This window comes from Streptosporangium nondiastaticum (assembly GCF_003011965.1).
Lineage (GTDB): Bacteria > Actinomycetota > Actinomycetes > Streptomycetales > Streptomycetaceae > Streptomyces > Streptomyces nondiastaticus.
The window spans coordinates 21429-44322 of the sequence record NZ_PXWG01000030.1 but is presented as its reverse complement, the minus strand read 5'-3'; the positions used below and the strand labels follow the sequence as shown (position 1 = coordinate 44322).

24 protein-coding genes are annotated in these 22894 nt (G+C 73.9%); 12 read left to right on the top strand and 12 right to left on the bottom strand.

Annotated features, from left to right (window positions below; all coding sequences use genetic code 11):
• Positions 1-305: 305 nt before the first annotated feature.
• From B7P34_RS14410 to B7P34_RS14395, 4 genes are read left to right on the top strand one after another with little or no spacing between them, the layout of a single operon-like run.
• Positions 306-1739, top strand: coding sequence for an ATP-binding protein (locus tag B7P34_RS14410; RefSeq protein WP_223267847.1), 1434 nt, complete (start codon positions 306-308; stop codon positions 1737-1739).
• Positions 1740-1743: 4 nt separating this feature from the next.
• Complete coding sequence (locus tag B7P34_RS14405) at positions 1744-2151, top strand: roadblock/LC7 domain-containing protein (protein WP_106676523.1); 408 nt, start codon at positions 1744-1746, stop codon at positions 2149-2151.
• Positions 2148-2513 (top strand): DUF742 domain-containing protein, encoded by a 366-nt coding sequence (locus B7P34_RS14400; protein ID WP_030364421.1) that lies wholly within the window; start codon positions 2148-2150, stop codon positions 2511-2513. Before B7P34_RS14405 ends, B7P34_RS14400 begins: the two co-directional genes overlap by 4 nt.
• Positions 2494-3132: a GTP-binding protein gene (locus tag B7P34_RS14395; RefSeq protein ID WP_106676522.1), complete on the top strand. Its 639-nt coding sequence runs from the start codon at positions 2494-2496 to the stop codon at positions 3130-3132. The genes B7P34_RS14400 and B7P34_RS14395 overlap by 20 nt, the downstream gene beginning before the upstream one ends.
• A 1321-nt stretch (positions 3133-4453) precedes the next feature.
• On the opposite strand, the gene B7P34_RS38570 is transcribed toward B7P34_RS14395, so the two are convergent.
• Positions 4454-5578 carry a terpene synthase family protein gene (locus B7P34_RS38570; protein ID WP_223267846.1) on the bottom strand — a complete coding sequence of 375 codons (1125 nt, stop codon included), beginning with the start codon at positions 5576-5578 and terminating at the stop codon, positions 4454-4456.
• A 410-nt stretch (positions 5579-5988) separates the two neighbouring features.
• Here B7P34_RS38570 and lnt point away from each other — a divergent pair, with 410 nt between their 5' ends.
• Positions 5989-7557 (top strand): apolipoprotein N-acyltransferase, encoded by a 1569-nt coding sequence (gene lnt / locus B7P34_RS14385; RefSeq protein ID WP_106676519.1) that lies wholly within the window; start codon positions 5989-5991, stop codon positions 7555-7557.
• On the opposite strand, the gene B7P34_RS14380 is transcribed toward lnt, so the two are convergent.
• Together B7P34_RS14380 and B7P34_RS14375 are read right to left on the bottom strand one after the other, a co-directional pair.
• A complete protein-coding gene (locus B7P34_RS14380) occupies positions 7529-8434 on the bottom strand; it encodes a Gfo/Idh/MocA family protein (RefSeq protein WP_106676517.1) in 906 nt (301 codons plus the stop codon). The genes lnt and B7P34_RS14380 overlap by 29 nt on opposite strands.
• Positions 8431-9639 (bottom strand): FAD-dependent monooxygenase, encoded by a 1209-nt coding sequence (locus B7P34_RS14375; RefSeq protein WP_106676516.1) that lies wholly within the window; start codon positions 9637-9639, stop codon positions 8431-8433. Before B7P34_RS14375 ends, B7P34_RS14380 begins: the two co-directional genes overlap by 4 nt.
• Positions 9640-9738: 99 nt before the next feature.
• On the opposite strand from B7P34_RS14375, the gene B7P34_RS14370 reads away from it, so the two are divergent.
• The 3 genes from B7P34_RS14370 (at position 9739) to B7P34_RS14360 (ending at position 11702) form a co-directional block, all read left to right on the top strand.
• Positions 9739-10407 carry a TetR/AcrR family transcriptional regulator gene (locus B7P34_RS14370; RefSeq protein ID WP_106676514.1) on the top strand — a complete coding sequence of 223 codons (669 nt, stop codon included), beginning with the start codon at positions 9739-9741 and terminating at the stop codon, positions 10405-10407.
• A 5-nt stretch (positions 10408-10412) separates the two neighbouring features.
• Positions 10413-10922, top strand: a complete 510-nt coding sequence (locus tag B7P34_RS14365) for a DinB family protein (protein WP_106676513.1) — start codon at positions 10413-10415, stop codon at positions 10920-10922.
• A 78-nt stretch (positions 10923-11000) separates the two neighbouring features.
• Positions 11001-11702: a hypothetical protein gene (locus tag B7P34_RS14360; protein ID WP_146166817.1), complete on the top strand. Its 702-nt coding sequence runs from the start codon at positions 11001-11003 to the stop codon at positions 11700-11702.
• A gap of 139 nt (positions 11703-11841) precedes the next feature.
• Here B7P34_RS14360 and B7P34_RS14355 read toward each other — a convergent pair whose 3' ends face one another.
• The 5 genes from B7P34_RS14355 to B7P34_RS14335 all read right to left on the bottom strand — a co-directional run bounded on the left by B7P34_RS14355 (position 11842) and on the right by B7P34_RS14335 (position 15615).
• The gene (locus tag B7P34_RS14355; RefSeq protein ID WP_106676509.1) at positions 11842-12540 is read right to left on the bottom strand and encodes a uracil-DNA glycosylase; all 699 of its coding nucleotides are present in this window, start codon (positions 12538-12540) and stop codon (positions 11842-11844) included.
• Between the two features lie 109 nt (positions 12541-12649).
• Positions 12650-13426, bottom strand: a complete 777-nt coding sequence (locus B7P34_RS14350; RefSeq protein WP_106676508.1) for an SDR family oxidoreductase — start codon at positions 13424-13426, stop codon at positions 12650-12652.
• Between the two features lie 14 nt (positions 13427-13440).
• Positions 13441-14202 carry a 3-oxoacyl-ACP reductase FabG gene (fabG, locus tag B7P34_RS14345; protein WP_106676507.1) on the bottom strand — a complete coding sequence of 254 codons (762 nt, stop codon included), beginning with the start codon at positions 14200-14202 and terminating at the stop codon, positions 13441-13443.
• A gap of 196 nt (positions 14203-14398) precedes the next feature.
• Positions 14399-14794 carry a DUF3037 domain-containing protein gene (locus B7P34_RS14340; protein ID WP_106676505.1) on the bottom strand — a complete coding sequence of 132 codons (396 nt, stop codon included), beginning with the start codon at positions 14792-14794 and terminating at the stop codon, positions 14399-14401.
• Positions 14791-15615 carry a HipA family kinase gene (locus tag B7P34_RS14335; RefSeq protein WP_106676503.1) on the bottom strand — a complete coding sequence of 275 codons (825 nt, stop codon included), beginning with the start codon at positions 15613-15615 and terminating at the stop codon, positions 14791-14793. Before B7P34_RS14335 ends, B7P34_RS14340 begins: the two co-directional genes overlap by 4 nt.
• A gap of 159 nt (positions 15616-15774) precedes the next feature.
• Between B7P34_RS14335 and B7P34_RS14330 the strand changes: the two genes are divergently transcribed.
• On the top strand, positions 15775-16281 hold the full coding sequence (locus B7P34_RS14330) for a Rieske (2Fe-2S) protein (protein WP_106676501.1): 507 nt from the start codon (positions 15775-15777) through the stop codon (positions 16279-16281).
• A 32-nt stretch (positions 16282-16313) separates the two neighbouring features.
• Here B7P34_RS14330 and B7P34_RS14325 read toward each other — a convergent pair whose 3' ends face one another.
• A complete protein-coding gene (locus B7P34_RS14325) occupies positions 16314-16967 on the bottom strand; it encodes a cysteine hydrolase family protein (protein ID WP_106676499.1) in 654 nt (217 codons plus the stop codon).
• 144 nt (positions 16968-17111) lie between these two features.
• Between B7P34_RS14325 and B7P34_RS14320 the strand changes: the two genes are divergently transcribed.
• Positions 17112-17573 carry a pyridoxamine 5'-phosphate oxidase family protein gene (locus B7P34_RS14320; RefSeq protein ID WP_106676497.1) on the top strand — a complete coding sequence of 154 codons (462 nt, stop codon included), beginning with the start codon at positions 17112-17114 and terminating at the stop codon, positions 17571-17573.
• 191 nt (positions 17574-17764) lie between these two features.
• Here the strand turns inward: B7P34_RS14320 and B7P34_RS14315 are convergent, their stop codons facing one another.
• Complete coding sequence (locus B7P34_RS14315) at positions 17765-18670, bottom strand: LysR family transcriptional regulator (RefSeq protein WP_106676495.1); 906 nt, start codon at positions 18668-18670, stop codon at positions 17765-17767.
• 75 nt (positions 18671-18745) lie between these two features.
• On the opposite strand from B7P34_RS14315, the gene B7P34_RS14310 reads away from it, so the two are divergent.
• The gene (locus tag B7P34_RS14310; RefSeq protein WP_106676493.1) at positions 18746-19738 is read left to right on the top strand and encodes a DMT family transporter; all 993 of its coding nucleotides are present in this window, start codon (positions 18746-18748) and stop codon (positions 19736-19738) included.
• A 52-nt stretch (positions 19739-19790) separates the two neighbouring features.
• Here the strand turns inward: B7P34_RS14310 and B7P34_RS14305 are convergent, their stop codons facing one another.
• On the bottom strand, positions 19791-21122 hold the full coding sequence (locus B7P34_RS14305) for an aminotransferase class I/II-fold pyridoxal phosphate-dependent enzyme (protein WP_106676491.1): 1332 nt from the start codon (positions 21120-21122) through the stop codon (positions 19791-19793).
• A gap of 35 nt (positions 21123-21157) precedes the next feature.
• Here B7P34_RS14305 and B7P34_RS14300 point away from each other — a divergent pair, with 35 nt between their 5' ends.
• Entirely contained in the window at positions 21158-21832 is a 675-nt protein-coding gene (locus B7P34_RS14300) for a pyridoxamine 5'-phosphate oxidase family protein (protein WP_106676489.1), read from the top strand.
• Between the two features lie 19 nt (positions 21833-21851).
• Here the strand turns inward: B7P34_RS14300 and B7P34_RS14295 are convergent, their stop codons facing one another.
• Complete coding sequence (locus B7P34_RS14295; RefSeq protein ID WP_106676487.1) at positions 21852-22847, bottom strand: EamA family transporter; 996 nt, start codon at positions 22845-22847, stop codon at positions 21852-21854.
• Between the last annotated feature and the right edge of the window lie 47 nt (positions 22848-22894).

Sequence of the window (22894 nt, the reverse complement as noted above, 5' to 3'; positions counted from 1 at the left end):
TATGGAGCCTTTCGAATTCCCGCGTCAGGCCGATCTGCGAATATGACAACTTCGCGCCGGACCCCCGCCCGACCGGCTACGCTCCATGTCGCGCAGCGGGTTGTGGCGACTACTTCACGGTGCGCACAAGTGCTGCGCCCGCGCCGTTCCCCGCGGCAGACATCCGGGGAATGCCCCGCGCCGGGCCCCGACGCAGTTACGCCTTCTTTAGAGTTCCGAGGATCCCGATGGTTGGTACCGGCTCGTCAGTTCAACGGCGGCCCGTCTCCGCTCTGATATGGCTGATCTCCCCCCTGGTCCTGGCCGTGTGCACGGGAACGGCGATCCTCGCCGCCACCCCCGACGCCCGCGTGCCCGTGGCCTGGTGCGGGTCGTCCGCCACGGTCGCGGTGGCGCTGGCCAGCTCCGAGGCCGCCCGGCGGGGACGGGTCATCACGGCCCTGCGCCGGCGCTGCGCCGAGCAGGAGGCCGGCCTGCGCTACCAGCTCGACCAGCACGAGGCGGAGACCCGGCGGCTGGCCAAGGAGCTGCTGCCCCGGGCCATCCACCTCCTGCAGCGCGGCGCCCCCACCGAGGTCGTGCTCCGCCACACCCTCCCCGCCCACGACCTCGAACCCGGCTACGCGACCGCCCACCGGTCCGTGCTGAAGTCCGTCATCGAGGCGGTCCAGGCGGAGGAGGGGCTGCGCGACTCCGCGCAGCGCGCCTTCGTCAACATCGCCCGCCGCATGCAGGCCATCGTCCACCAGCAGGCCTACGACATCCGGGAGATGGAGCACAAGCACGGCAACGACCCGGACGTCTTCGGCGACCTCCTCCACCTCGACCACGGCAACGCCCTGACCGGCCGGCTCGCCGACAGCATCGCCGTCCTCGGCGGCTCCCGCCCCGGCCGCCAGTGGAAGAACGAGATCCCCCTCTACAACGTGCTGCGCGGCGCCATGTCGCGGATCCTCGAGTACCGCCGCGTCGACCTCCACTCGGTGGCCGACGTCGCCGTGGTCGGGCCCGCCGTCGAGCCGGTCATCCACGCCCTGGCCGAGCTGCTGGACAACGCCACCCGCTACTCCCCGCCGCAGACCCGGGTGCACCTGACCGCCGTGGACATCCAGTCCGGCATCGCGGTCGAGATCGAGGACGCCGGCGTCGGCCTGACCGACGAGGCGCGCCGCCGCACCGACCGCGTCCTCTCCCGCGAGGGCGACCTCGACCTCGACGACCTGGGCGAGGCGCCGCGGCTCGGCCTCGCGGTGGTCAGCCGCCTCGCCCGCACCTACAACCTCCTGGTGTCGCTGCGGCCCTCCGCCTACGGCGGGGTCCGGGCCGTGCTCGTCATCCCCATGGACCTGATCACCGCCAGCAAGCACCCCGGCGGCGACATCGCCCGCGCGGCCAAGCTCCCGCCCATCAAGTCCAAGCGCCGCCCGGGCCAGAAGATCCCCCCGCCCGCTCCGCAGACCGCCCCGCCGATGATGGAGCACCCCATCCCGCCGCCCCTCGGCGACAGCGGGCTGCCGCAGCGGCGCCGCCGCCGCGGCCCCGCGCCGCTCCCGTTCGGCCGGGGCGCGGCCGAACGGCGGGAGCGGCCGGCCCCGCCCGCCGCACCGGCCGCTCCGGAAGAGGCACCCAAGCAGCCCGGGATGTGGCTGGCCGCCTTCAACCGCGGCATCAACGGGGAGTCCCTGGAGCCGGACTCCGGCCGGGCGAACAGTGATATCCCGTCGGACAAGGAAGAGTAGCCAAGTGACGCAGCCGCGGCTCAACATGGACTGGATGCTCAAGGACCTGGCAACCAGTGTTCCGCAGACCCGCCACGTGATCGTGCTGTCCTCGGACGGCCTGCGCATGGCTCAGCACGGCACCGACCCGGACGCGGCGGACCGCCTGGCCGCCGCCTGTGCCGGGCTGCAGAGCCTCTCGACGGCGATCGCCGGCGAATTCCCGCACGGGGACGGGCAGATGCGCCTGGTCGTGATCGAGGTCGACGGCGGGTTCTTCTATCTGATGGCCGCCGGGGCCGGGGCCTTCCTGGCGGTGCTCGCCGACGACGACGTGGACGCCGAGCTGATGGGCATGCGGATGCGGGACCTGGTGGCCCGCATCGGTTCGCATCTCACCAGCCCGCCGCGGGTCGGCGGGCCGGTGACATGAGTACGGAAGGACCCGGCTCCCCGACGGCGCCCGGCAGCCCCGACCGGCTGTACATCCTCACCGGAGGCCAGGCCCGCGCGGAGCGGAAGACGGAGCTCGACCTGGTGACGCTGATCGTGTCCCGGTCGGAGGCCGACCCCGGGCTGCAGCCCGAGCACGCCGCCATCGTCAGGATGTGCGCCTACCCGCTCTCCGTCGCCGAGATATCGGCCTATCTGGAGCTCCCGGTCAGCACGCTGACCCTGCTGCTCACGGAGCTGGTGGCGGGCCGGCACGTGGAGGCCCGCCCGCCGGTCCCGGCGGCGGCACTGCCCGACGTACAACTTCTGGAGGCGGTGATGAATGGACTACAGAAGCTCTGACTCCCCGGGGTTGGAGACCTATGCGGGGCCGCGCAGCGAGGACGTGCTGCCGGCCTCGGCCACCGCGGCCGTCAAGGTGGTCATCGTCGGCGGGTTCGGGGTCGGCAAGACGACCCTGGTGGGCTCCGTCAGCGAGATCCGGCCGCTGACCACCGAGGAGACGATGACCCAGGCCGGCGTCGGCGTGGACGACATCGCCGGGATCGAGCACAAGACCGAGACGACCGTGGCCATGGACTTCGGCCGGATCAGCATCAACGACCAGCTGGTGCTGTATCTCTTCGGCACTCCCGGCCAGGAGCGCTTCTGGTTCCTGTGGAACGGCCTGTTCGAGGGCGCCCTCGGTGCGGTCGTCCTCCTCGACACCCGCCGCATGGACGTCAGTTACGACGTCATCGGGCGTCTCGAGGAGAAGGGAGTGCCGTTCGTCGTCGGCGTCAACCGCTTCCCCCAGGCCCCCAGATACCCGATGGAACAGCTCCGCGCCGCCATGGACCTCGACCCCTCGGTGCCCATGGTCGACTGCGACGCCCGCGACCGCGCGTCCTGCCGCGACACCCTGCTGACCCTCATGCGCTACCTCTACACGCTCACCACCGCCTCCACGGAGCATCAGTGACCCTCCCTTCCGAACGTCCCCGCACCACCTCCCCGGCCGGGCCTCCCCCGCAGTGCCCGGCGCACGCCACCGGCCCCGGGGGCGTCACCCGGCTCTTCGGCCCGGAGGCCGAGGCCGACCCGATGGGGCTGTACGAGCGGCTGCGCCAGAAGCACGGCCAGGTGGCGCCCGTCCTGCTGCACGACGACGTCCCGGCCTGGCTCGTCCTCGGCTACCGCGAGAACCTCGACGTGGCGCGCACCCCCTCGCGCTTCTCCCGCGACTCCCGGCGCTGGATCGAGGCGCGCGAGGGCCGCGTGGCGCCGACCCACCCGCTGACGCCGATCACCACCTGGCAGCCGATCTGCGTCTTCGCCGACGGGCGGCAGCACGAGCGCTGGCGCGGCGCCGTCAACGACAGCATCGCCCGCTTCGACAAGCGCGGCATCCGCCGCCACGTCACGCAGTTCTCGAACCAGCTCGTCGACCGCTTCTGCGCCTCGGGCCGGGCCGATCTGGTGCACGAGTTCGCCGAGCAGCTGCCGATGATGGCGATGACGCAGCTGCTGGGCATGCCGGAGGCGTACAGCCCCCAGCTGGTCAACGCCGCCCGGGACATGATCAAGGGCACCGAGACGGCGATCGCGAGCAACGAGTTCGTCCAGGAGACGCTGCGCAAGCTGGTGGCGCGCAAACGCGTCGAGCCGGGCGCCGACTTCACCAGCTGGCTGCTGGAGCACCCCTCCGGGCTGTCGGACGACGAGGTGCAGCAGCATCTGCGGCTGGTGCTGATCGCGGCCTTCGAGACCACGGCGAACCTCATCGCGAACACCCTGAAGATGGTGCTCACCGACCACCGCTTCCAGGCCTCCCTGGCCGGCGGGCACATGACGCTGCCGGACGCGGTCGAGCAGGTCCTGTGGGACGAGCCGCCGTTCATCACGATCCTGGGCCGCTGGGCGACGCAGGACACGGAGCTGGCGGGTCAGCAGATCAAGGAGGGGGACGCCCTGATCCTGGGGCTGGCCGCCGCCAACATGGACACGGTGATCCGCCCCGATCCCGACGTCCCCGTCCACGGCAACCGCTCGCACCTGGCGTTCAGCGGCGGTCAGCACGAGTGCCCGGGCCAGGACATCGGCCGGGCGATCGCGGGCGAGGGCATCGACGCCCTGCTGCTGCGGCTGCCCGACCTCACCCTCGCGGTGGAGGAGCGGGATCTGGCGTACCGCTCCACGCTGATGTCCCGTCACCTGACGGGGCTTCCGGTCCGGTTCACGGCGCGGGCGCCGCTGCCTCCGGAGGAGACGGTGGCGCCCGCGCCGGAGCCGCCCGCGCCGGCTCAGCCGGAGCGGGCCGAGCAGCCGGCCATCCCGGCGCCGCCGGTCCGGGCCGGCGGCGCGGAGCCGCCCGCTTCGCGGCGCTCGTGGTGGGGGTCGCTGAGGCGGCTGCTGCTGCGCCGGTAGCGGCCGGTGTCGAGCTGGTCCCACCACCAGGCGATGGCGGGGACCGGCAGCGGGTCCGGGCTGTCGTCCGACGGGGCCGGCTTCCACCACTCCACGGCGGTGGCGGTCCCGTAGGGGTCCTGGTAGCGGGCGCAGCGCGAGGCCCAGTCCAGGTGCCCGCGGATGAAGTGGCCCAGCGCCACGAGGTAGCAGCGCAGTTCCACCCCGGCCCGGGGCCAGATCTGCTCGCGCAGGCGCAGGAAGAGCGTCATGACGCGGTCGCGCATCGCCATGGCCTCTTCCTGGGCGCGGGCGGGCTCGAAGCCCCGCTCCTGGGCGAGGACGTCGATCAGGTTGAGGTTGTCTCCGGCACGCTGGATCTCCTTGTTCCGTGAGTAGAAGTCGTTGTCCCAGGCGACGAGCGTCCAGGTCATCTCGGTGAGGGCCCGGACCTCGGGCCGGTCCAGGTCACGGTCGTCCAGTTCGTAGCCTCCGGCGATGTCCATCAGGGCGGTGGAGGGGGCCATGCCGATGGCCCGCATCCACATGGCGGCGTAGTCGTTCACGGACGGCAGGGCCCGGTCACGACGGCAGGCGGCCTCCCACACCAGGCCGCTCAGGTAGGTGCGCATGCCCTCGGTCCAGCGCCGCAGCTGGCCCGGTGTCGCGTGCTCGGCCAGCTCCAGGCGTACGGTCCGCAGCGCCGCGGCGTGGGGCGAGTCGTCCGGCCACTCGGGCAGCGGTGCTTCCAGGACGCGCATGATGCGGGAGGTCGCGTGCGCCAGGCCGTGGGCGGTGGCGGTCGACTCGTCGCACAGGGCGTCGTCCAGGGAGAACAGCACGGCGTGGAGCTTGGCCACGGCGGAGAGCGGTCCGGACTGGCCGTAGGGCATGGTCCGGGCCGTGAGGCCGCCGAAGTCGCACCGTGCGAGGCGCTGCCGCTGGTGGGCGGAGGTGTCGAGCTGCTGCTGGAGCATCCAGTCGACCGAGGTGCGGTCGATCTCCCGGACGCTCGGGTGCACCGCCGGCGGTATCGGACAGTAGAAGGGCACGATCTCCAAGGGCTGTACTGATATGCGATCTCGCACGCCCGTCACGGCGCCTCCCCAGGCCGGCTCGCAGCGTTCCTGTCCGCTTTTGCGCGGTACCTGCCCAGGGTGGACCGGGGATAACCCGCGGCGCATACCCGGTCACATCTTTCCAGCGCGGGATGCAAGGCTCACTTCGGATCGTTTCTGACCGGACCCGGCCAAAGGAGCTTTTCCCCTGAGTGACAGCGGTGGAATATTGCACCTCGATGTCGAAGTTTTTTCCCCATGATCCTCCGATGTTCGAAAACCTAAGGGTTGGCCGGATCCCGCTCATACGTTGCGCGGACGGATGATCGATGATCTACGGCGGCGGTGACCGTTCGGGCCCAGGGAGGCACGCCATGACGATGCGACCGACGGACGGCCCGTACGCCCGGCTGCTGACCCGGCCCTGGCCGCGGGCGGCGGCGGCAGTGGCGGCGGGAGCGCTGCCCGCGCTCACGTTTCCCACGCCGTCCCTGTGGTGGCTGGCCTACGTGGCGCTCGTGCCCTGGCTGTCACTGATCCGTACGGCGCCGGGCGCGCGGCGGGCGGCGCTCGACGGCTGGCTCGGCGGTGGCGGATTCCTGCTGGCCGTCCACCACTGGCTGCTGCCGAGCCTGCACGTCTTCATCCTGGTGCTGGCAGCGCTGCTGGGGCTGCTGTGGGCGCCGTGGGGCGTGCTGGTCCAGCGGCTGCTGGGAGGTTCACCGGGCCCGGTGCGGGCCGCTTGGGCCCTCTTCGCCGTCCCCTCCGGCTGGTTGATGGTCGAACTTGCCCGTTCATGGGAGTATCTGGGCGGTCCGTGGGGGCTGTTCGGGGCGAGCCAGTGGCAGGTGGCACCCGCCCTGAAGCTCGCTTCTGTAGGCGGGATCTGGCTGGTTAGTTTCCTCCTCGTGGCCCTCAACACCGCGATTTCCACGGTCATTTGGGGTTCTCGCGCGCGTATCACCGGACTAGTCGGTCTGGTGGCGTGTACAGCGGTCGTCGCCGGGGTGTGGGTGTGGGCGCCTTCGCCACGTTCCGCGGGCACCGTCCGGATCGCCCTCGTGCAGCCGGGAGTCGTCGACGGGACGGGCAGCGTCGAGCGCCGGTTCGAGCGTGAGGAGGCGCTCACCCGGGGGCTGGCCGGGCAGCGGGTGGACCTCGTCGTGTGGGGCGAGAGCGGCGTCGGCGGCGACCTCACGGAGCACCCCGGCCTCCGGGACCGGCTCACGGCACTGTCCCGCGCGGTGGGCGCGGACCTGCTGGTCAACGTGGACGCGCGCCGCTCGGACCGGCCCGGCATCTTCAAGAGCTCCGTGCTCGTCGGCCCCGGCGGGCCGACCGGGGACCGCTACGACAAGATGCGGCTCGTGCCGTTCGGGGAGTACGTGCCGGCGCGCTCGCTGCTGGGCTGGGCCACCTCCGTGGGCAAGGCGGCCGGCGAGGACCGCAAGCGCGGCGACCACCAGGTGGTGATGCGGCTGCCGGCGACCCGCTCCGCGCCGGAGGGTCTGCGGCTCGGCCCGCTGGTCTGCTTCGAGTCGGCGTTCCCCGACATGAGCCGGCAACTGGCGCGCGACGGCGCCCAGGTGATCGTCGCTCAGTCCTCCACCTCGACGTTCCAGGACAGCTGGGCCCCGTGGCAGCACGCCTCGCTCGCCGCGCTGCGGGCCGCCGAGACCTGGCGGCCGGTGGTGCACTCGACGCTGACGGGAGTGAGCGTGGTGGCGGACCCGCGGGGCCGGGCGGTCGGCCCGCCGCTCGGCACCGGCCGCAGCACGGCCGTCGTCCGTGACGTGCCGCTGGGCGGGGGCACCAGCCCCTACGTGCGGTACGGGGACCGGATCGTCCTGGCGTCCGTGGCGGTCGTGGCCGGCACGTGCGCCGCCGGAGGTGTCGCCGCCGTCCGACGGCGGGTCAGGAAGCCTGGGCCTGCGCGTCCCTGACGACGCGTTCGCACAGCTCGTGGGTGCGCAGCGCGTCCTCGGCGTCGAGGTGCTTGCCCGCCCGTACGGCATCGAGGAAGGCGAGGACGGCCTGCTCGATGCCGCGCTGGCGGGAGACGGGCACCCAGTCGCCGCGGCGGCGGATGCTGGGCTGCCCCTTGTGGTCGATGACCTCGGCGAGGTTGATCACCTGCCGCTTGGTGTCCTGCCCGGAGACCTCCAGGACCTCCTCGGCGGAGCCGCTCATCCGGTTCATGGTGCCGATGGCCGTGAAGCCGTCGCCGGAGAGCTGGAGCACGACGTGGTGCAGCAGGCCGTCGCGGACCCGGGCGCGGACGTCCACGTGGTCGACGGTCCCGGGGACGAGGAAGCGGAGGGTGTCGACGACGTGGATGAAGTCGTCGAGCACCAGCGTGCGCGGGTCCTCGGGGAGCCCGATGCGGTTCTTCTGCATCAGGATCAGGTCGCGCGGGTGGTCGAGGCACTGGGTGTAGGAGGGCGCGAAGCGGCGGTTGAAGCCGACGGCCAGGCTGACGCCGCGGTCCCGGGCGAGCCCGGCGAGCCGCTCGCTCGCGGCGAGGTCGTAGGCCAGGGGCTTGTCCACGTAGACCGGGACGTCCGCTTCGAGGAGGCGGGTGACGAGCTCGGGGTCGGCCGCGGTCGACGCGTGGACGAAGGCCGCGTCGAGGCCGGCCGCGAGGAGCGAGTCCAGCTCGGTGTGGCACTGCGCGTCCGGGATGCGGTGGGTGCCGGCGACGCGCCGGACGGTGGCGGCGGTGCGGGAGTGGAGGTGGAGTTCGAGCCCTGGCTGTGCCGCCAGCACCGGAAGGTACGCCTTCTGCGCGATGTCTCCGAGCCCGATGCAGCCGACCTTCACAGCGCCTCCCTGGTGCGTGCCTTCGTTTGGGAAGCATACGGGTGTACGGGAGGGTGCCAGTCCGCTATGCCGTCATGGCTGCGGAGGACGACACGGGGCCCGAAGAGGTTGGCGGCGCCGAGGGCGGCGGTGCGCAGGGCCACGGCCGGAGGGGCGGAGAGGGAGACGAGCCGGCCGATCCGGGCGGAACGGCGGACGACCTCCGTGGTCCGCGGGAGGCGCTGGGCGGTGTAGGCGGGCAGGGCGCGGCCGAGGTCGCCGGCGCCGGCGAGGAGGAGGCCGAGGACGGCGCCGTCCTCGATGGCCTGGCAGCCGCCCTGGCCGAGGTTGGGGGTCATGGGGTGGGCGGCGTCGCCGAGCAGGACGACCCGTCCGCGGTGGTGGGCGGGCAGCGGCGTGGTGGCGTGGTGGACGTCGTTGCGCAGGACGGCGGCGGGGTCGGCGGCGGCGAGGATCGCGGGGACGGGGTGGTGCCAGCCGCCGTAGCGGCGGCGCAGCTCGTTGAGCTCGCCGTCGGGCGACCGGCCTCCGGCGGGGGCGTTGGCCTGGGCGTAGGCGTAGACGCGGCCGTCGTGCAGCGGGATGGTGCCCCAGATCATGCCGCGCCCCCAGGTCTCGTGGGCGGGGAAGGGCTCGGCGGGGCGGGGCACGACGACGCGCCAGACCGTGAACCCGGCGTAGACGGGGCCGGGGTGGCCGGGGAAGAGGAGGGCGCGGGTCGCCGAGTGGATGCCGTCGGCCGCGACGACGAGGTCGGCTTCGAGCTCTCCGCCGGGGGTGGTCACGCGGGCGGGGCGGCCGGGCCCGCCGGGGTCGGCGAGCACGGCGGGGCTGCCGGTGCGGACGGCGCCCTCGGGGAGGCGTGAGGCGAGGACGGCGACGAGGTCGGCGCGGTGGGCGACGACGACCGGGCCGCCGAAGCGCCGGGCCGCCGCCTCGTTGCTCGTACGGGAGAGCCAGCGGCCGCTCGGCAGGCGCAGCCCGCCGTCGGCCTGCCAGCCGGACAGGGCGCGGACGGCGTCGCCGGCGCCGAAGGTGTCGAGGGCGCGCAGGGCGTTGGCGGCGAGGGCGATGCCGGCGCCGGCGGGTTCGAGTGCGGCGGCGCGTTCGAGGACGGTGACGGTCCAGCCCTGGTGGTGCAGGGCGGCAGCGGCGGTGAGGCCGCCGATTCCGCCGCCGATGACGACTGCGCGCGGTGCTGGCATGGTTTTCCCTCCCGGTTACTACGGGTGTAGTAACTCCAGGCTACTACGGCCGTAGTGATGCCGCACTACTTCTGTAGTGAAGGGGGTAGGTTGGGGATCATGTCCCTTGAGAAGCCCTCCGCTGAGAAGCCCTCCGCGCCGGTCCCCTCGCCCCGCACCACCCTCATCGCCGACACGGCCCTCGCCCTGATCGCCGAGCGCGGCATGCGCGGGCTGACGCACCGGGCGGTGGACGAGGCGGCGGGGCTGCCGCCCGGCTCGACCTCCAACCACGCCCGCACCCGCCTCGCGCTGCTGGAGCTGGCGGTGCGGCAGCTCGCCCGGCGCGACGCGGAGGTCGTCACCCCGGCGGAGTTCCCCGGCCCGCCGGAAGGCCTCGACGCGCTGGCGGACGCGATCGCGACCGTGCTGCACCGGCTCGTCGTCCGCCGGCGGGAGCACACCGTCGCACGCTTCGAACTGGCCCTGGAGGCCTCGCGGCGGCCGGAGCTGCGGGCGATCTACGACGCGGCGGGGCAGGGCTTCCGCGACCTGATGGCGGAGCTGATGGCCGCGGCCGGGTCCACCGAGCCGCAGCGGCACGCGCTGTCGCTCGGCGCGTGGTCCGACGGCGTGCTGTTCACCTGCACGGCGGGGCCGTACCACGACCGCGCGCCCGCCAGGGAGGAGCTGCGGGAGAGCGTCGGCGAGCTGCTGCGCGGCATGCTCGCGGGGCCTTCCGGGGGCGGGAAAACCCGTGGCCAGGACAGCGGCCGGACGGGAGGATGACCGCCATGACCACCACTGAACGCCGCATGCCCGCCACCATCTCCGACGAGCGCACCGCCCTGGAAGGCTGGCTCGACTTCCACCGCGCCACGCTGGCTCAGAAGGTCGCGGGTCTGGACGAGGAGCAACTGCGGGAAGCCTCCGTGCCCCCGTCGACGCTGACCCTCATGGGCCTCGTCCGGCACATGGCCGAGGTCGAGCGCAGCTGGTTCCGCCGCTGCCTCGCCCGCGAGGACGCCCCGCCGATCTACTACAGCGACGAGGACCTGGACAGGGACATCAACGTCACCGCGGCGGACAGCTGGGAGGAGGCGTACGCCACCTGGCAGGCGGAGATCGCCGCGGCCCGGGACGCGGCGCGCGGACGGTCGCTGGACGACCTCGGCTTCGCCGCGCACCGCAAGAAGGAGTTCGACCTCCGGTGGATCTACCTCCACATGATCGAGGAGTACGCGCGCCACAACGGCCACGCCGACCTCATCCGGGAGCGGATCGACGGCGCGACGGGGGCCTGAGCGGCGCCGCACGCCTGATCGCACATCACCCGTGCGGGTAATTCCCAACGCGGACAGCCGCACAGCAGAGTTGAGCGAGTGCATCGACTGCCTGCAGTAACGGTCATGGCGGCGGTGGCGATGGCGGCCGCCGGCTGCGTGTCCGTCCCCCAGCCGCCCACCTCCCACTCCCCGCCCCGCCCGCCGGGCCACTCCCGGCCGGGCGATCTCGCACCGGGCCCGGCCCGCGAGGGTCTGATCACCATCGGCCCGGACGGCTCGGGCGCCCCGCCGGAGCCCGCGCAGGGCCCGAAGGCCGCCACGGCCGGCGGCGCCTCGGGGCCCGAGGGCGCGCTCAGCCCTTCCGGCGGCGCCGGTTTCCGCGAGCGCCGGGACCCCACGGATCCCCACGGCTTCGACGATCCTCCCGGACCGTCCGACGACGAAGCGGAGCCGTCGCACTCATCCGGCTCCCCGCGGCTCTCGCAGCCGCCCCGGAGGGCGGGCCGCTCGTGGGCCTCGCCGGACCGGCCCGCGTCCCCGGAGCTCACCCCGTCCTTCCCGCGGAGCGAGGTGCCCGCCCCGCCACCGGAGCAGCACACCGCCGACTCCCCGCCCGCGTCCGAATCCCGCCAGGAGGCCCCGCCGCCCGCGCAGGCTCCACCGCCCGCACAGGCGCCGCCGCCGGCGCCCGCGCCCCGGGCCCGCAACAACAACGTCTGCGCCATGGGCCGGCAGCACGGACGCTGGCAGCAGGGCGGCGACGCCTCGCGGATCTGCGACTCGGTGTACGGGCACTGACGGCCCGCCGCGGCACGGCGGACCGGGGCCGGGATCAGGACCGGGGCCGGGACCAGGCCGGCCGAGGCCGGGATCAGGCCGGGACCAGGGCCGGCGGGCACGACGCCGCCCCGCGGGCCCCGGCCGGTCCGGGTTCCGGTCAGACGGCCGGCACGGCCGCCAGGTCCGGGATCCGCCAGTCGATGGGCTCGTGGCCCTGGGCCGCGACGGCCTCATTGATCTGGGTGAACGGGCGGCTGCCGAAGAACTTCTTCGCCGACAGCGGCGAGGGGTGGGCGCCCTTGACGACGACGTGCCGGGACTCGTCGATCAGCGGCAGCTTCTTCTGGGCGTAGTTGCCCCAGAGCACGAAGACGGCAGGGTCGGGCCGGGACGCCACGGCGCGGATGACCGCGTCGGTGAACTTCTCCCAGCCCTTGCCCTTGTGGGAGTTGGGCTCCCCGCCGCGGACCGTCAGCACGGCGTTGAGCAGCAGGACGCCCTGCTCGGCCCACGGCTGGAGGAAGCCGTTGTCCGGGACGTCGTAGCCGAGCTCCTCGCGCATCTCCTTGTAGATGTTGCGCAGGGAGGGCGGGGTCTTCACACCGGGCCGGACCGAGAAGGACAGGCCGTGGCCCTGGCCCGGGCCGTGGTACGGGTCCTGACCGAGGATGAGGACCTTCACGCGCTCGTAGGGAGTGGCCTCAAGTGCGGCGAAGACCTCCCCTCGCGGCGGGTACACCGGAGCCTTCGTCCGCTCCTCCTCCACGAACTCGGTGAGCTCCTTGAAGTAGGGCTTGTCCAGCTCTTCGCCGAGGACACCGTGCCAGGACTCGGGCAGCACGTCGGTGACGGTCACGTCAACAACCTCCGGGGTTCGTTCCGTTCTCGCCCGAGAACTTACCGGTGGCCACTGACAACGGCCGACCCGAGGCCGCCCGGCCCCCGCCCCCCGGGCGCGGAACCGCTCAGAACCCCGCGTTGAGGAAGATCCCGCCGTCCACGACGAGGGTCTGCCCGGTGATCCACGCGGCGGCGTCCGAGAGCAGGAACGCGGCCGCTCCGCCGATGTCCTCGGGGACCCCGAGGCGGCCGAGCGGGTACGAGGCCACGACCTCCTCCTCGCGTCCCTCGTAGAGGGCGGCGGCGAACTTGGTCTTGACGACGGCCGGCGCGATGGAGTTGACGCGCACCCCCGGGGCGAACTCGTGCGCGAGCTGCAGCGTGAGGTTGACCATCGCCGCCTTGCTCATGCCGTACGCCCCGACGAACGGGGAGGCGGAGATCCCGGCGACCGACGCGATGTTGACGATCGCCCCGCCGTTGTCCTTCTGCCAGGCCCGCCACGTCTGCTGGGCGAAGCCGAGGGCGGAGATCACGTTGGTCTCGAAGACCTTGCGGGCGACTCCCAGGTCGAGCTCGGCCATCGGGCCGAAGACGGGGTTCGTCCCGGCGTTGTTGACCAGGTAGTCGATGCGCCCGAACACCTCCATGGCGTGCTCGACGGCGGAGGCCTGGTGGGCCTCGTCGTGGGCCTTGCCCGCGATGCCGATCGCCCGGCCGGCGCCGAGCGACTCGACGGCGTCCTTGAGGGAGTCCTCGTTGCGGCCGGTGATCACGACGCGGTCACCGCGGGCGACGAGCGCCTGCGCGATGCCGTAGCCGATGCCGCGGCTGGCGCCGGTGACGAGGGCGACCCTGCCGGTGCCCTCCTGCTGCTCCTGCTCTTGCTGTGCTGCGGTCATCTCCGTGCTTCCTGTCAGTTGAGCGGTCCGCCGGCCACGTACAGGACCTGGCCCGAGACGAAGCCCGCCTGCTCGCCGGTGAAGAAGGCGACGGCGTTGGCGATGTCCTCGGGCTCGCCCACGCGCTGCACCGGGATCTGGGTCGCCGCGGCCGCCTTGAAGTCCTCGAAGCCCATGCCGAGGCGCTCCGCGGTGGCGGCCGTCATGTCGGTGGCGATGAACCCGGGGGCGACGGAGTTGGCCGTGATGCCGAACTTGCCGAGCTCCTTGGCGAGGGACTTCGTGAAGCCCTGGACGCCGGCCTTGGCGGCGGCGTAGTTGGCCTGGCCGCGGTTGCCGAGGGCGGAGCTGCTGGAGAGGTTGACGATGCGGCCGAAGCCCGCGTCCACCATGTGCTTCTGGCAGGCGCGCGACATCAGGAACGCGCCCCGCAGGTGCACGTTCATGACGGTGTCCCAGTCGCTCTCGTCCATCTTGAACAGCAGGTTGTCACGGGTCACGCCCGCGTTGTTGACGAGGATGAGCGGCGCGCCCAGCCCGGCGGCGATCCGGGTGACGGCGGCGTCCACCTGAGCGGCGTCGGTGACGTCGCAGCCGACGGCCAGCGCCCTGCCGCCCTCCGCCGCGATCCGCTCGACGGTGCCCGCGCAGGCCTCCTCGTCGAGGTCGAGGACGGCGACGGCGCGGCCTTCCCGCGCCAGGCGCACGGCGGTCTCGGCGCCGATGCCGCGGGCCGCGCCCGTCACGACGGCCACGCGCTGCTCGGGCTCAGGCATACGGGGATCTCCTCACCTCGAAGGCGGCCCGCCCGCCCGGCCGCCGGCCGGACAGGTGAGCAACCGCTTAGTAGCTTCGGCGGATCAGACGCTAGAAGCCCCGCCACCCGCTGTCAACGCCTTCCCGCGCGCCGCGTGCGCCCCCGGCGCCGCAGGTCCGGGCGCTCCGGCCGGGCGGTCCGGCCGGGGCGGCCGCTCAGCGCACCAGCAGGTCCAGCAGCCGCTCGGGCTCGGCCTCCGGATCGGCCGTCAGGCCGGCGTGCACGGGGCCGGGCTGGACGACCGTGCTGCGGGGGGCGATCAGCCAGCGGAAGCGGCGGCCGGGATCGTCCCCGGCGGCCTGGCCGGCCCGCTCCCCGCCGAGGCACACGCCCTCGACGGCGCACAGCGCGGCCCGTACGCCCGCCACGTCCGCGGTCGGGTCGAGGGCCAGCAGCCGCGCCTCGTCGAGGTGGACGCGGGCGGCCACGTACCCCTTCGCCTGGCAGTAGACGACGACCCCGGCGTTGATCTGCTCACCGCGCTCGACGCGGGGGACGACCCGCAGCAGTGCGTACTCGAAAACATCGCGTCCGTTGTGGCGCCCGGTCACTTCCCGGCCCTTCCGTCGAGCCTGACACGCACCCACTCCGGCGCCTGCGAGGGCTTGTCCTTGCTGCGTTCGCCGACCGTGATCCGGTCGCCGATGCTCCGCGCCCGCTCCAGCAGCACCTCGACGTAGCGGCGGCGCACCGCGTCGGGGCCGTCGAAGCCCGGCTCGTCCGCGAGCCACTCGTCGGGCACGTCGGCGGCCACCTCGGTGAGCAGGTCCTCGGTGACGCGCGGCGCGAGCTCGGCCGCGGCCGCGGCGAGGTCGGGGCCGAAGGTCGCGAGGACGTGGTCGGAGGCGTCGTAGGGCTTGCCCGCGGCCGCGGCGGCGCCCGGCCAGTTGTGGTGCCAGATCATGGTGGCGCCGTGGTCGATGAGCCACAGCTCGCCGTGCCACACGAGCAGGTTCGGGTTGCGCCAGGAGCGGTCGACGTTGTTGATGAGCGCGTCGAACCAGATCACGCGGCCTGCCTCGGCCGCGGAGACCTCGAAGGCGAGCGGGTCGAAGCCGAGGGCGCCGGGCAGGAAGTCCATGGCGAGGTTGAGCCCGCCGCTGGCCTTCAGCAGCCCCTGCACCTCCTGGTCCGGCTCGCCGCGGCCGATGACCGGGTCGAGCTGGATGCGGGCCAGGTCGGGCACGCGCAGGCCGAGCGCGCGGCCCAGCTGCCCGCAGATGACCTCGGCGACCAGCGTCTTGCGGCCCTGGCCGGCACCGGTGAACTTCATGACGTACGTGCCCAGGTCGTCGGCTTCGACGATGCCGGGGAGCGAGCCGCCCTCACGCAAGGGCGTGACGTATCGGACGGCTGTGACTTCGGGGAGCATTGCCCCAGGCTACTGGGGGACTTCCGCGCGCCTTCGAACGCGGGTGGCCGTGGCCTTGAACATGGGTAGCCGTGGCGTTGAACGCGGGCGGCCCCGGCCCCGTACGACTCACTGAACCGTCACGACCGGATCTGAACCCGCACGACCAGAGGAGCGCACATGAACCACGTGTCACGGCCCGCGTCCGCCGCGTCCGCCGTCTCCCCCGCCTCCCCCGCTTCCCGGGCCGCGTGCGGCTCGACGCGCCGCGGCGTCGTCGCGGCCGCCGGGGCCGCCGGTCTCGCCACCCTGCTCGCCGCGTGCGGTGGTGGGGACGACGGCAACGGGAGCGGCAAGGCGAAGAACGGGGATGAGGGCGCGGGTAAGGGCGGGGCCGAGGAGGGGGAGCTCGCGAAGGCCGCGGACATCCCGGAGGGCGGCGGCAAGGTCTTCCCCGACCGGAAGGTCGTGGTGACCCAGCCGGCGAAGGGCGAGTTCAAGGCCTTCTCCGCGGTCTGCACCCACCAGGGCTGCCTCGTCAAGGACGTCTCCGGCGGCACCATCAACTGCCCCTGCCACGGCAGCAGGTTCGGCATCGCGGACGGGAGCGTGAAGGGCGGCCCGGCGCAGCGGCCGCTCCCCGGGGAGCAGGTCACGGTCCGCGACGGGGCCCTGCACCTGGGCTGAGGCCGGGCGCCGACCGGCCGGGCGGCCGGGCGTCAGCCGCGCCGGGGCGCGCTCCGCCAGCCGCGCAGGACGGCCTCGGCCGTGGTGACGGTGGCGACGAGCGCCAGGGTGTGCCTGACCATCGCCGCGGTGTACTCGGCGGGCACGCCGGCGATGGCGTCGGCGGGGACGACGGCCGTATAGCCGAGGTTGACGGCGTCGAAGACGGTGTTGGGCACGGCCACGTTGGCCGAGACGCCGGTGACGACGAGGGTGCGGCAGCCGAGGTTGCGCAGCAGGGGGTCCAGGCCGGTGCCCGCCAGGGGCGAGAGCCCGTGCAGCCGCCGGACGACGAGGTCGCCGTCGCCGACCGGGATCGGGTCGGCGACGCGCACCGCGCGGGTGCCCGCCAGCTGCTGCACGGGCAGCCGCTCGGCGGCCCGGAAGAGCCGGGCGTTGCGGCTGGCGCCGCGGCCGTCGGGGCGGCGCTCGGCGATGGCGTGCACGACCTGGACGCCGGCGTCGTGGGCGCCCGCGACGAGGCGGGCGACGGTGACGAGCGCGCCGGAGGCGCGTGCGGCGGCGGCGAGCTCGGGCAGGGCGCTGTCGGGGCCGACGACGCCGCGCTGGCATTCGACGGTGAGCAGCACGGTCGTCGCGGGGTCGAGGAGTCCGGCGAGCGGGTCGGCCGGGGCGGGCGGCGCCATGGCGGTCCTCCCTCCTGGGCTGGTGTCCGGCGGGTGCGGGCCCGGGGGCCCGGGCCGCGTGAGGGTAGCGGGCATTGCGCCGGCGGGGGAAGGGGCCCACACTTTCTGACACTCAGTCAGTCATCGGGGCGCGGGGAGGCGGACATGGTCACCGGCCAGCGGCGGGGCCGCCGGATCATGATGACGCGGCCGGAGCTGGACGCGTTCCTCGCCGGGCAGCGCACCTGCCGGGTGGCCACCGTGGGGCGCGACGGGCGGCCTCACCTCAGCGCGCTGTGGTTCGTCTGGGACGGGTCGGCGCTGTGGCTGTACTCGCTCGTGCGCAGCCGCCGGTGGGCGGAGCTGCGGCACGACGCCCGGGTCGCGGTGCTGGTGGACGACGGGCGGGAGTACGGGGAGCTGCGGGGCGCTGAGCTGTCCGGCACGGCCGCCTTCGCCGGCGAGGTCCCGCGCACGGGCGAGCCCTGCCCGGAGCTCGCCGCGCCGGAGGCGCTCTTCACCGCCAAGTACTTCGGCGGCCTGCCCTCGATGCCGTACGACGGCCGGCACGCGTGGCTCCGGCTGACGCCGGACGCGGTCGTGTCCTGGGACTTCCGCAAGCGATAGGCCGCTTCCGGCGGATCGCCCCGTCGACCCCACTCCGCCGCGGCGGCGAGAGGCGGCCGGATGCAGCAGGCCGGAGGGGCCGGGCCGGGCAAGGCCGCAGGCCTACCGCGTCGCAGGCCGGGCGGGGCCGGCCGCAGCCGGCCCGGTGAAGAACGGAGGCGGTGTGCCGCCCGCCACGTGACGGGGCCGGGTCAGCCGGCCACCTTCTCGCCGGCAAGGCGCAGCGCCTCGACCGCGGCGCGGATGGAGGGCCGCCGGTCCGCGTCGGCGCGCCAGATCGCGTAGACGTGGCGGCGTACGGTGTGCCGCACGGGCACGACGCGCACCCCTTCCGGCACGGGCCCGCGGCCCAGCCGCGGCGCGACGGCGACGCCGAGCCCGGCAGCGACCAGGGCGAGCTGGGTGTGGTGCTCCTCGGCCATGTGGGAGATGCGGGGCTCGATACCCTTGCCGCGCAGGGTGAGCATCAGCCATTCGTGGCAGAACTCGCCCCGGGGCCAGGAGACCCAGTCGTCGTCGGCGAACTCTTCCAGGCCGACCTCCTCGCGGCCGGCCAGCGGGTGGTCCGCCGGCATGGCCACGTCGGCGATGTCGTCGAGGACCGGGGCCTTGGCCAGGCCGTCCGGCATGGGCAGCGGCTTGTTGTACCAGTCGAGGACGACCGCGACGTCGATGTCGCCGCGGACCACCCGGGGCACGGCCTCTTCCGGCTCCATCTCCTCCAGCCGGGCCCGCAGCTGGGGATGGGCCCGGCGCAGCCCGGCGAGGGCGGCCGGGAAGAGGCCGCGGGCGGCCGTGGGGAAGGCGCCGAGGAGCAGCTCGCCGACGGCCTGCCCGCGCTGCGCCTCCAGGTCGGCCTGGGCCAGCTCGACCTGCGAGAGGATCCGCGAGGCGTGCTCGGCGAGCAGCCGTCCGGCGTCGGTGAGCCGTACGCCGCGTCCCTGCTTGGCCAGGAGCTGCTGCCCGGTCTCCCGCTCCAGCTTGGCGAGCTGCTGCGAGACCGCGGACGTGGTGACGTGCAGGCCGTCGGCCGCGGCGCTGACGGAGCCGTGGCGGGCCACGGCGTTGAGGGTGCGCAGGCGCTCCAGGTTCAACATATAAGCAACTCTACGCGATAAACCCCACTTAAATTTACTTGTACTAAGGCGTACGGTGCGGTCATTCTTACGACCATGCGCACCACGGCAACCTCCAGCTCCTCCGTCCCGCCCGGTCTCCCGGTCCGCCCGCTCCCCACCTCCGGTGCCCCGCACCGGCAGCCGCAGCGGGGGCGCCCCGCCGTGGACTGGAGGATCCGCTTCGGTGCGCTCGCGCTCATCTGGGGCTGCAGCTTCCTGTTCATCAAGCTCGGCACGGACGGCTTCCCGCCGCTGTACGTCGCCTTCGGCCGCATGTTCTTCGGCGCGGCGGTGCTCGTCGCGACGCTGGCCGTCAAGCGGGATCGCCTGCCGCGCGCCGCCCGCACCTGGGGCCACCTGGCCGTCGCGGCCTTCCTGCTCAACGCCCTGCCGTTCACCCTCTTCGCCTACGCCGAACTGCGCATCCCCTCCACGCTCGCCGGGATCTGCAACGCCACGACCCCGCTGTGGGGCATGGTCCTCTCGCTCGTGGCCCTCTCGGAGGACCGGCCGACGCGGCGCCGGTTCGCCGGTCTGGCGATCGGCTTCGCCGGCGTGCTGACCGTGCTCGGCGCCTGGCAGGGCTTCTCCGGCCAGGACGCGGCGGGCACGGTGATGGCCCTCGTCGCCTCCGCCAGCTACGCGATCGGCTGGATCTACGTCCGGCGCACGCTGACCGGTACGGACGACTCCAACCTGTCCAAGTCCGGCGCGCAGCTGCTGCTGGGCACGGTCCAGCTGGCGGTGGTCGCCCCGCTGTTCGCGCCGCTGCCGGACTCCCTCCCCACCGTGCCGCTGCTGGCCGTCTTCGCCCTCGGGGCGCTGGGCACGGGCTTGGCCTTCCTCGTGCAGTACGGACTGGTCGCCGAGGTCGGGCCCACGATGGCGTCCATGACCACCTACCTGATACCGGTCGTGGCGACCGTCGCCGGCGTGGCCCTCCTGGGCGAGGAGCTCAGCTGGAACACTCCCGTCGGCGCGGCCATCGTGCTGGCCGGCGCCTTCCTGACCCAGAGCAAGGCGGGGCGCAGGACCGGGCGGAAGTAGCGCGGAAGGAGCAGTGCCTCCCCCACGGGGGGGGCGTGCCAGCGAGGGGCCGTCAGTCGTAGCGCCCCGCCGCCGAAGGACGGGTCGCGGCCGCCAAGGCGTCCGCGACCTCTTCTGTTTCGTCCACGGCCAGGCCCGAGACGGTCAGCCGCACCGCGGGAGGCGACGAGAGCCGGAACCGGGCCCCCGGCGCGACCGCCCAGCCCGCGTGCAGCAGCCGCGCCACCGCCGCCGTCTCGTCGGGCACGGGGAGCCAGACGTTCATCCCGCTGCGCCCGTGCGCCTCGATCCCCCGCGCGCGCAGGGCCCGGACGAGCGGGTCGCGGCGCTGTCCGTACGCGGCGGCCACCTGCGCCGCATCCACCGCGCCGCTGTGCCACAGGTGGACGACGGCGTCCTGCAGGATGTGGCTGACCCAGCCGGGGCCCAGGCGCTGCCGGCCGCGGACCCGGTCCACGGTGACGGCGTCGCCCGCGAGCACCGCGAGCCGCAGATCGGGCCCGTACGCCTTGGCCACGGAGCGGACGACCACCCAGTGGTCGGTGCATCCGGTGAGGGTGTGCAGGGGGAGGTCGACGATGCCGTGGCCGTGGTCGTCCTCGACGAGCAGCGCCCCGGGGTGGCCGGAGAGCACGGCGCGCAGCTCGCGCGCCCGGGCCGCGCCCACCACCGCCCCCGTGGGGTTCTGCGCCCGCGCGGTGACGATCATGGCCCGGGCGCCCTGCCGCAGCGCGCGGTCCGCCGCCTCGGGCAGCGGGCCGTCGTCGTCGACGGGCACGGGAACGGGCTTCAGGCCGAGCGCCGGGATGAGGTCGAGGACGCTGCCCCAGCCCGGGTCCTCGACCGCGACGGAATCGCCCGGCCGCAGGTGCACGGCGAGGACGCGCTCGATGGCGTCGAGCGCGCCGGAGGTGACGGCGAGCGGCCCGCCGGGCACCCCGTCCGCGGTGAAGGCGGCCCGGGCGAAGCGCTCCAGCTCGGTGTCGACGGCGGGCGCCCCGTACAGCGCGGGGGCCCTCGCGGCGCGGGCCGCTGCGGCGGCGAGCGCCTCGCCGAGCGGGGGCAGCAGGGAAGGGTCGGGATTGCCCGCCGAGACGTCGCGGACGCCCTCGGGGACCTCGACGTAGATCCGCTCACGGGCCGTGCTCGCCGGGCGGTGGCGCACGCGGCTCCCCCGGCGGCCGTCCGTCTCGATCACCCCGCGCTCGCGCAGCGTGCGATACGCGGCCGCGACCGTATTGGGATTGACGCCGAGCTCGACCGCCAGCTCCCGCATGGGCGGCAGCAGCTCGCCCGGGGGCAGCTTGCCGGCGCCCACGGCGCGCTCGACGCTCGCGGAAATCTCTGCTGCGCGACGACCCTCGATCCGATACTCTCCTAGCACAAAGAAGATTATGCACTAGTGCAATGGAGTTCGCAATGACCGCTGCTGCGCCGCCCGCCCCGTACGAGCAGACCGAGCGGACCACGCCGACCCGCATCCGCGAGCGCGCCTCGTACGACCGCGAGGTCGTGCACGCGATCCTCGACGCGGCCTACGTCTGCCACCTCGGCTTCGTGCGCGACGGGGCCCCGGTCGTGCTGCCCACGCTCTACGGGCGCGTCGGCGACCGGCTCTACGTGCACGGTTCGACGGGCTCGCGCCCGCTGCGCACCGCGGGCCGCGCGGGGGACGCGGGCATGCCCGTCTGCCTCACCGTCACTCATGTCGACGGCCTCGTCCTCGCGCGCTCCGCCTTCCACCACTCGCTCAACTACCGCTCGGTCGTGGTGCACGGCTCCGCGTTCCAGGTGACCGAGGAGGCCGAGAAGCGCGCGGCCCTCGACGCCCTGGTCGAGCAGGCCACGCCGGGCCGGGCGGCGGACTGCCGCCCCGCCTCCGCCAAGGAGCTCGCCGCGACGGCCGTCCTCCGCCTCGACCTCGCCGAGGTGTCCGCCAAGGTGCGCACCGGTGGCGTGAACGACGAGCCCGAGGACCTCGCCCTCCCCCACTGGAGCGGCGTCGTGCCCGTGGCCCCGGCGTACGGCACGCCCATACCCGACAAGGACCTCGCTCCGGGCACTCCGCTGCCGGCCTACGTCGCCGCTCTCTGAACGGCCCGGCGCCGGGTGGTCAGGGGCGTGCCGGGCTCGACTCCGCGGACAGGTCCCCCCGGGCCCCGGCCGCCCCGCCGCCCTGGGCCACCGGCGCCGCCGCGGCCTTCTTCGGCGTGGAGGACTGGGCGATGAAGGCGCCCGCCAGGACCACGGCACCGCCGAAGGTCTGGGGCAGGGAGAGGTGCTCGCCGAGCAGTACCCAGGCCAGCACGGTCGCGACGACCGCTTCCAGGCAGGCGACCACGCCCGCGACCTGCGGCGACAGCCTGCGCACGGCGAGCACGCCCGTGAGGTACGCGGCCACGGTGGCCACGAGCACGACCCAGCCGAGGAGCAGCGCGGCGGGCACGTCGGTGCCGTTCATCCCGGCGCTCCCGGCGAGCACGGACCAGTCCATGCCCCAGGGGCGGGCGACGGCGGTGAGGACGAGGGCGCCGATGAGGAGCCCGTAGGCGATCACTCCGAAGGGGTCGGCGGGCTCCTCGCCGTCGCTCCCGTGGTCGCACAGCACGAAGTAGCCCACCTGGCAGCACGCGGCGCCGAGGGCCAGCAGCAGGCCCACGGCGTCGAAGCTCATGCCGGACCACACCTCCACCACGCAGGCGAGACCGGCGACGGCGAGCACCACGCCCACGGCCGCGGCGCGGCTGACCGGCCGGCGCTGGACGAAGCGCACCCAGCCCAGCAGGAGCGCCGGCCCGAGGTATTCGACGAGCAGCGCCACGCCGACCGGGATCCGGGATATCGCGGCGAAGTAGCAGGCCTGGACGCCGGCGACGGCCAGCAGGCCGAATCCGGCGAGGAGCGCGGGGCGGCGGGTGACGAGGGCGCGGTGCCGCCAGGCGACCGGCAGCAGCACCAGGGCGGCGCCGGCCGCCCGGAGCCACACCACGTGCAGCGGGTCGAGGCCCGCCTGGATCAGCGGCTTGGCCGCGACACCGGAACCACCGAACGCGAGCGCGGAGACCAGGGCGAGGCCCAGGCCGGCGCTTTTCCCTTGAGAGGCGTGCATCGGCCCATCATGCCAGCGGACGACATGACCGTCACCCCTCGATGGTC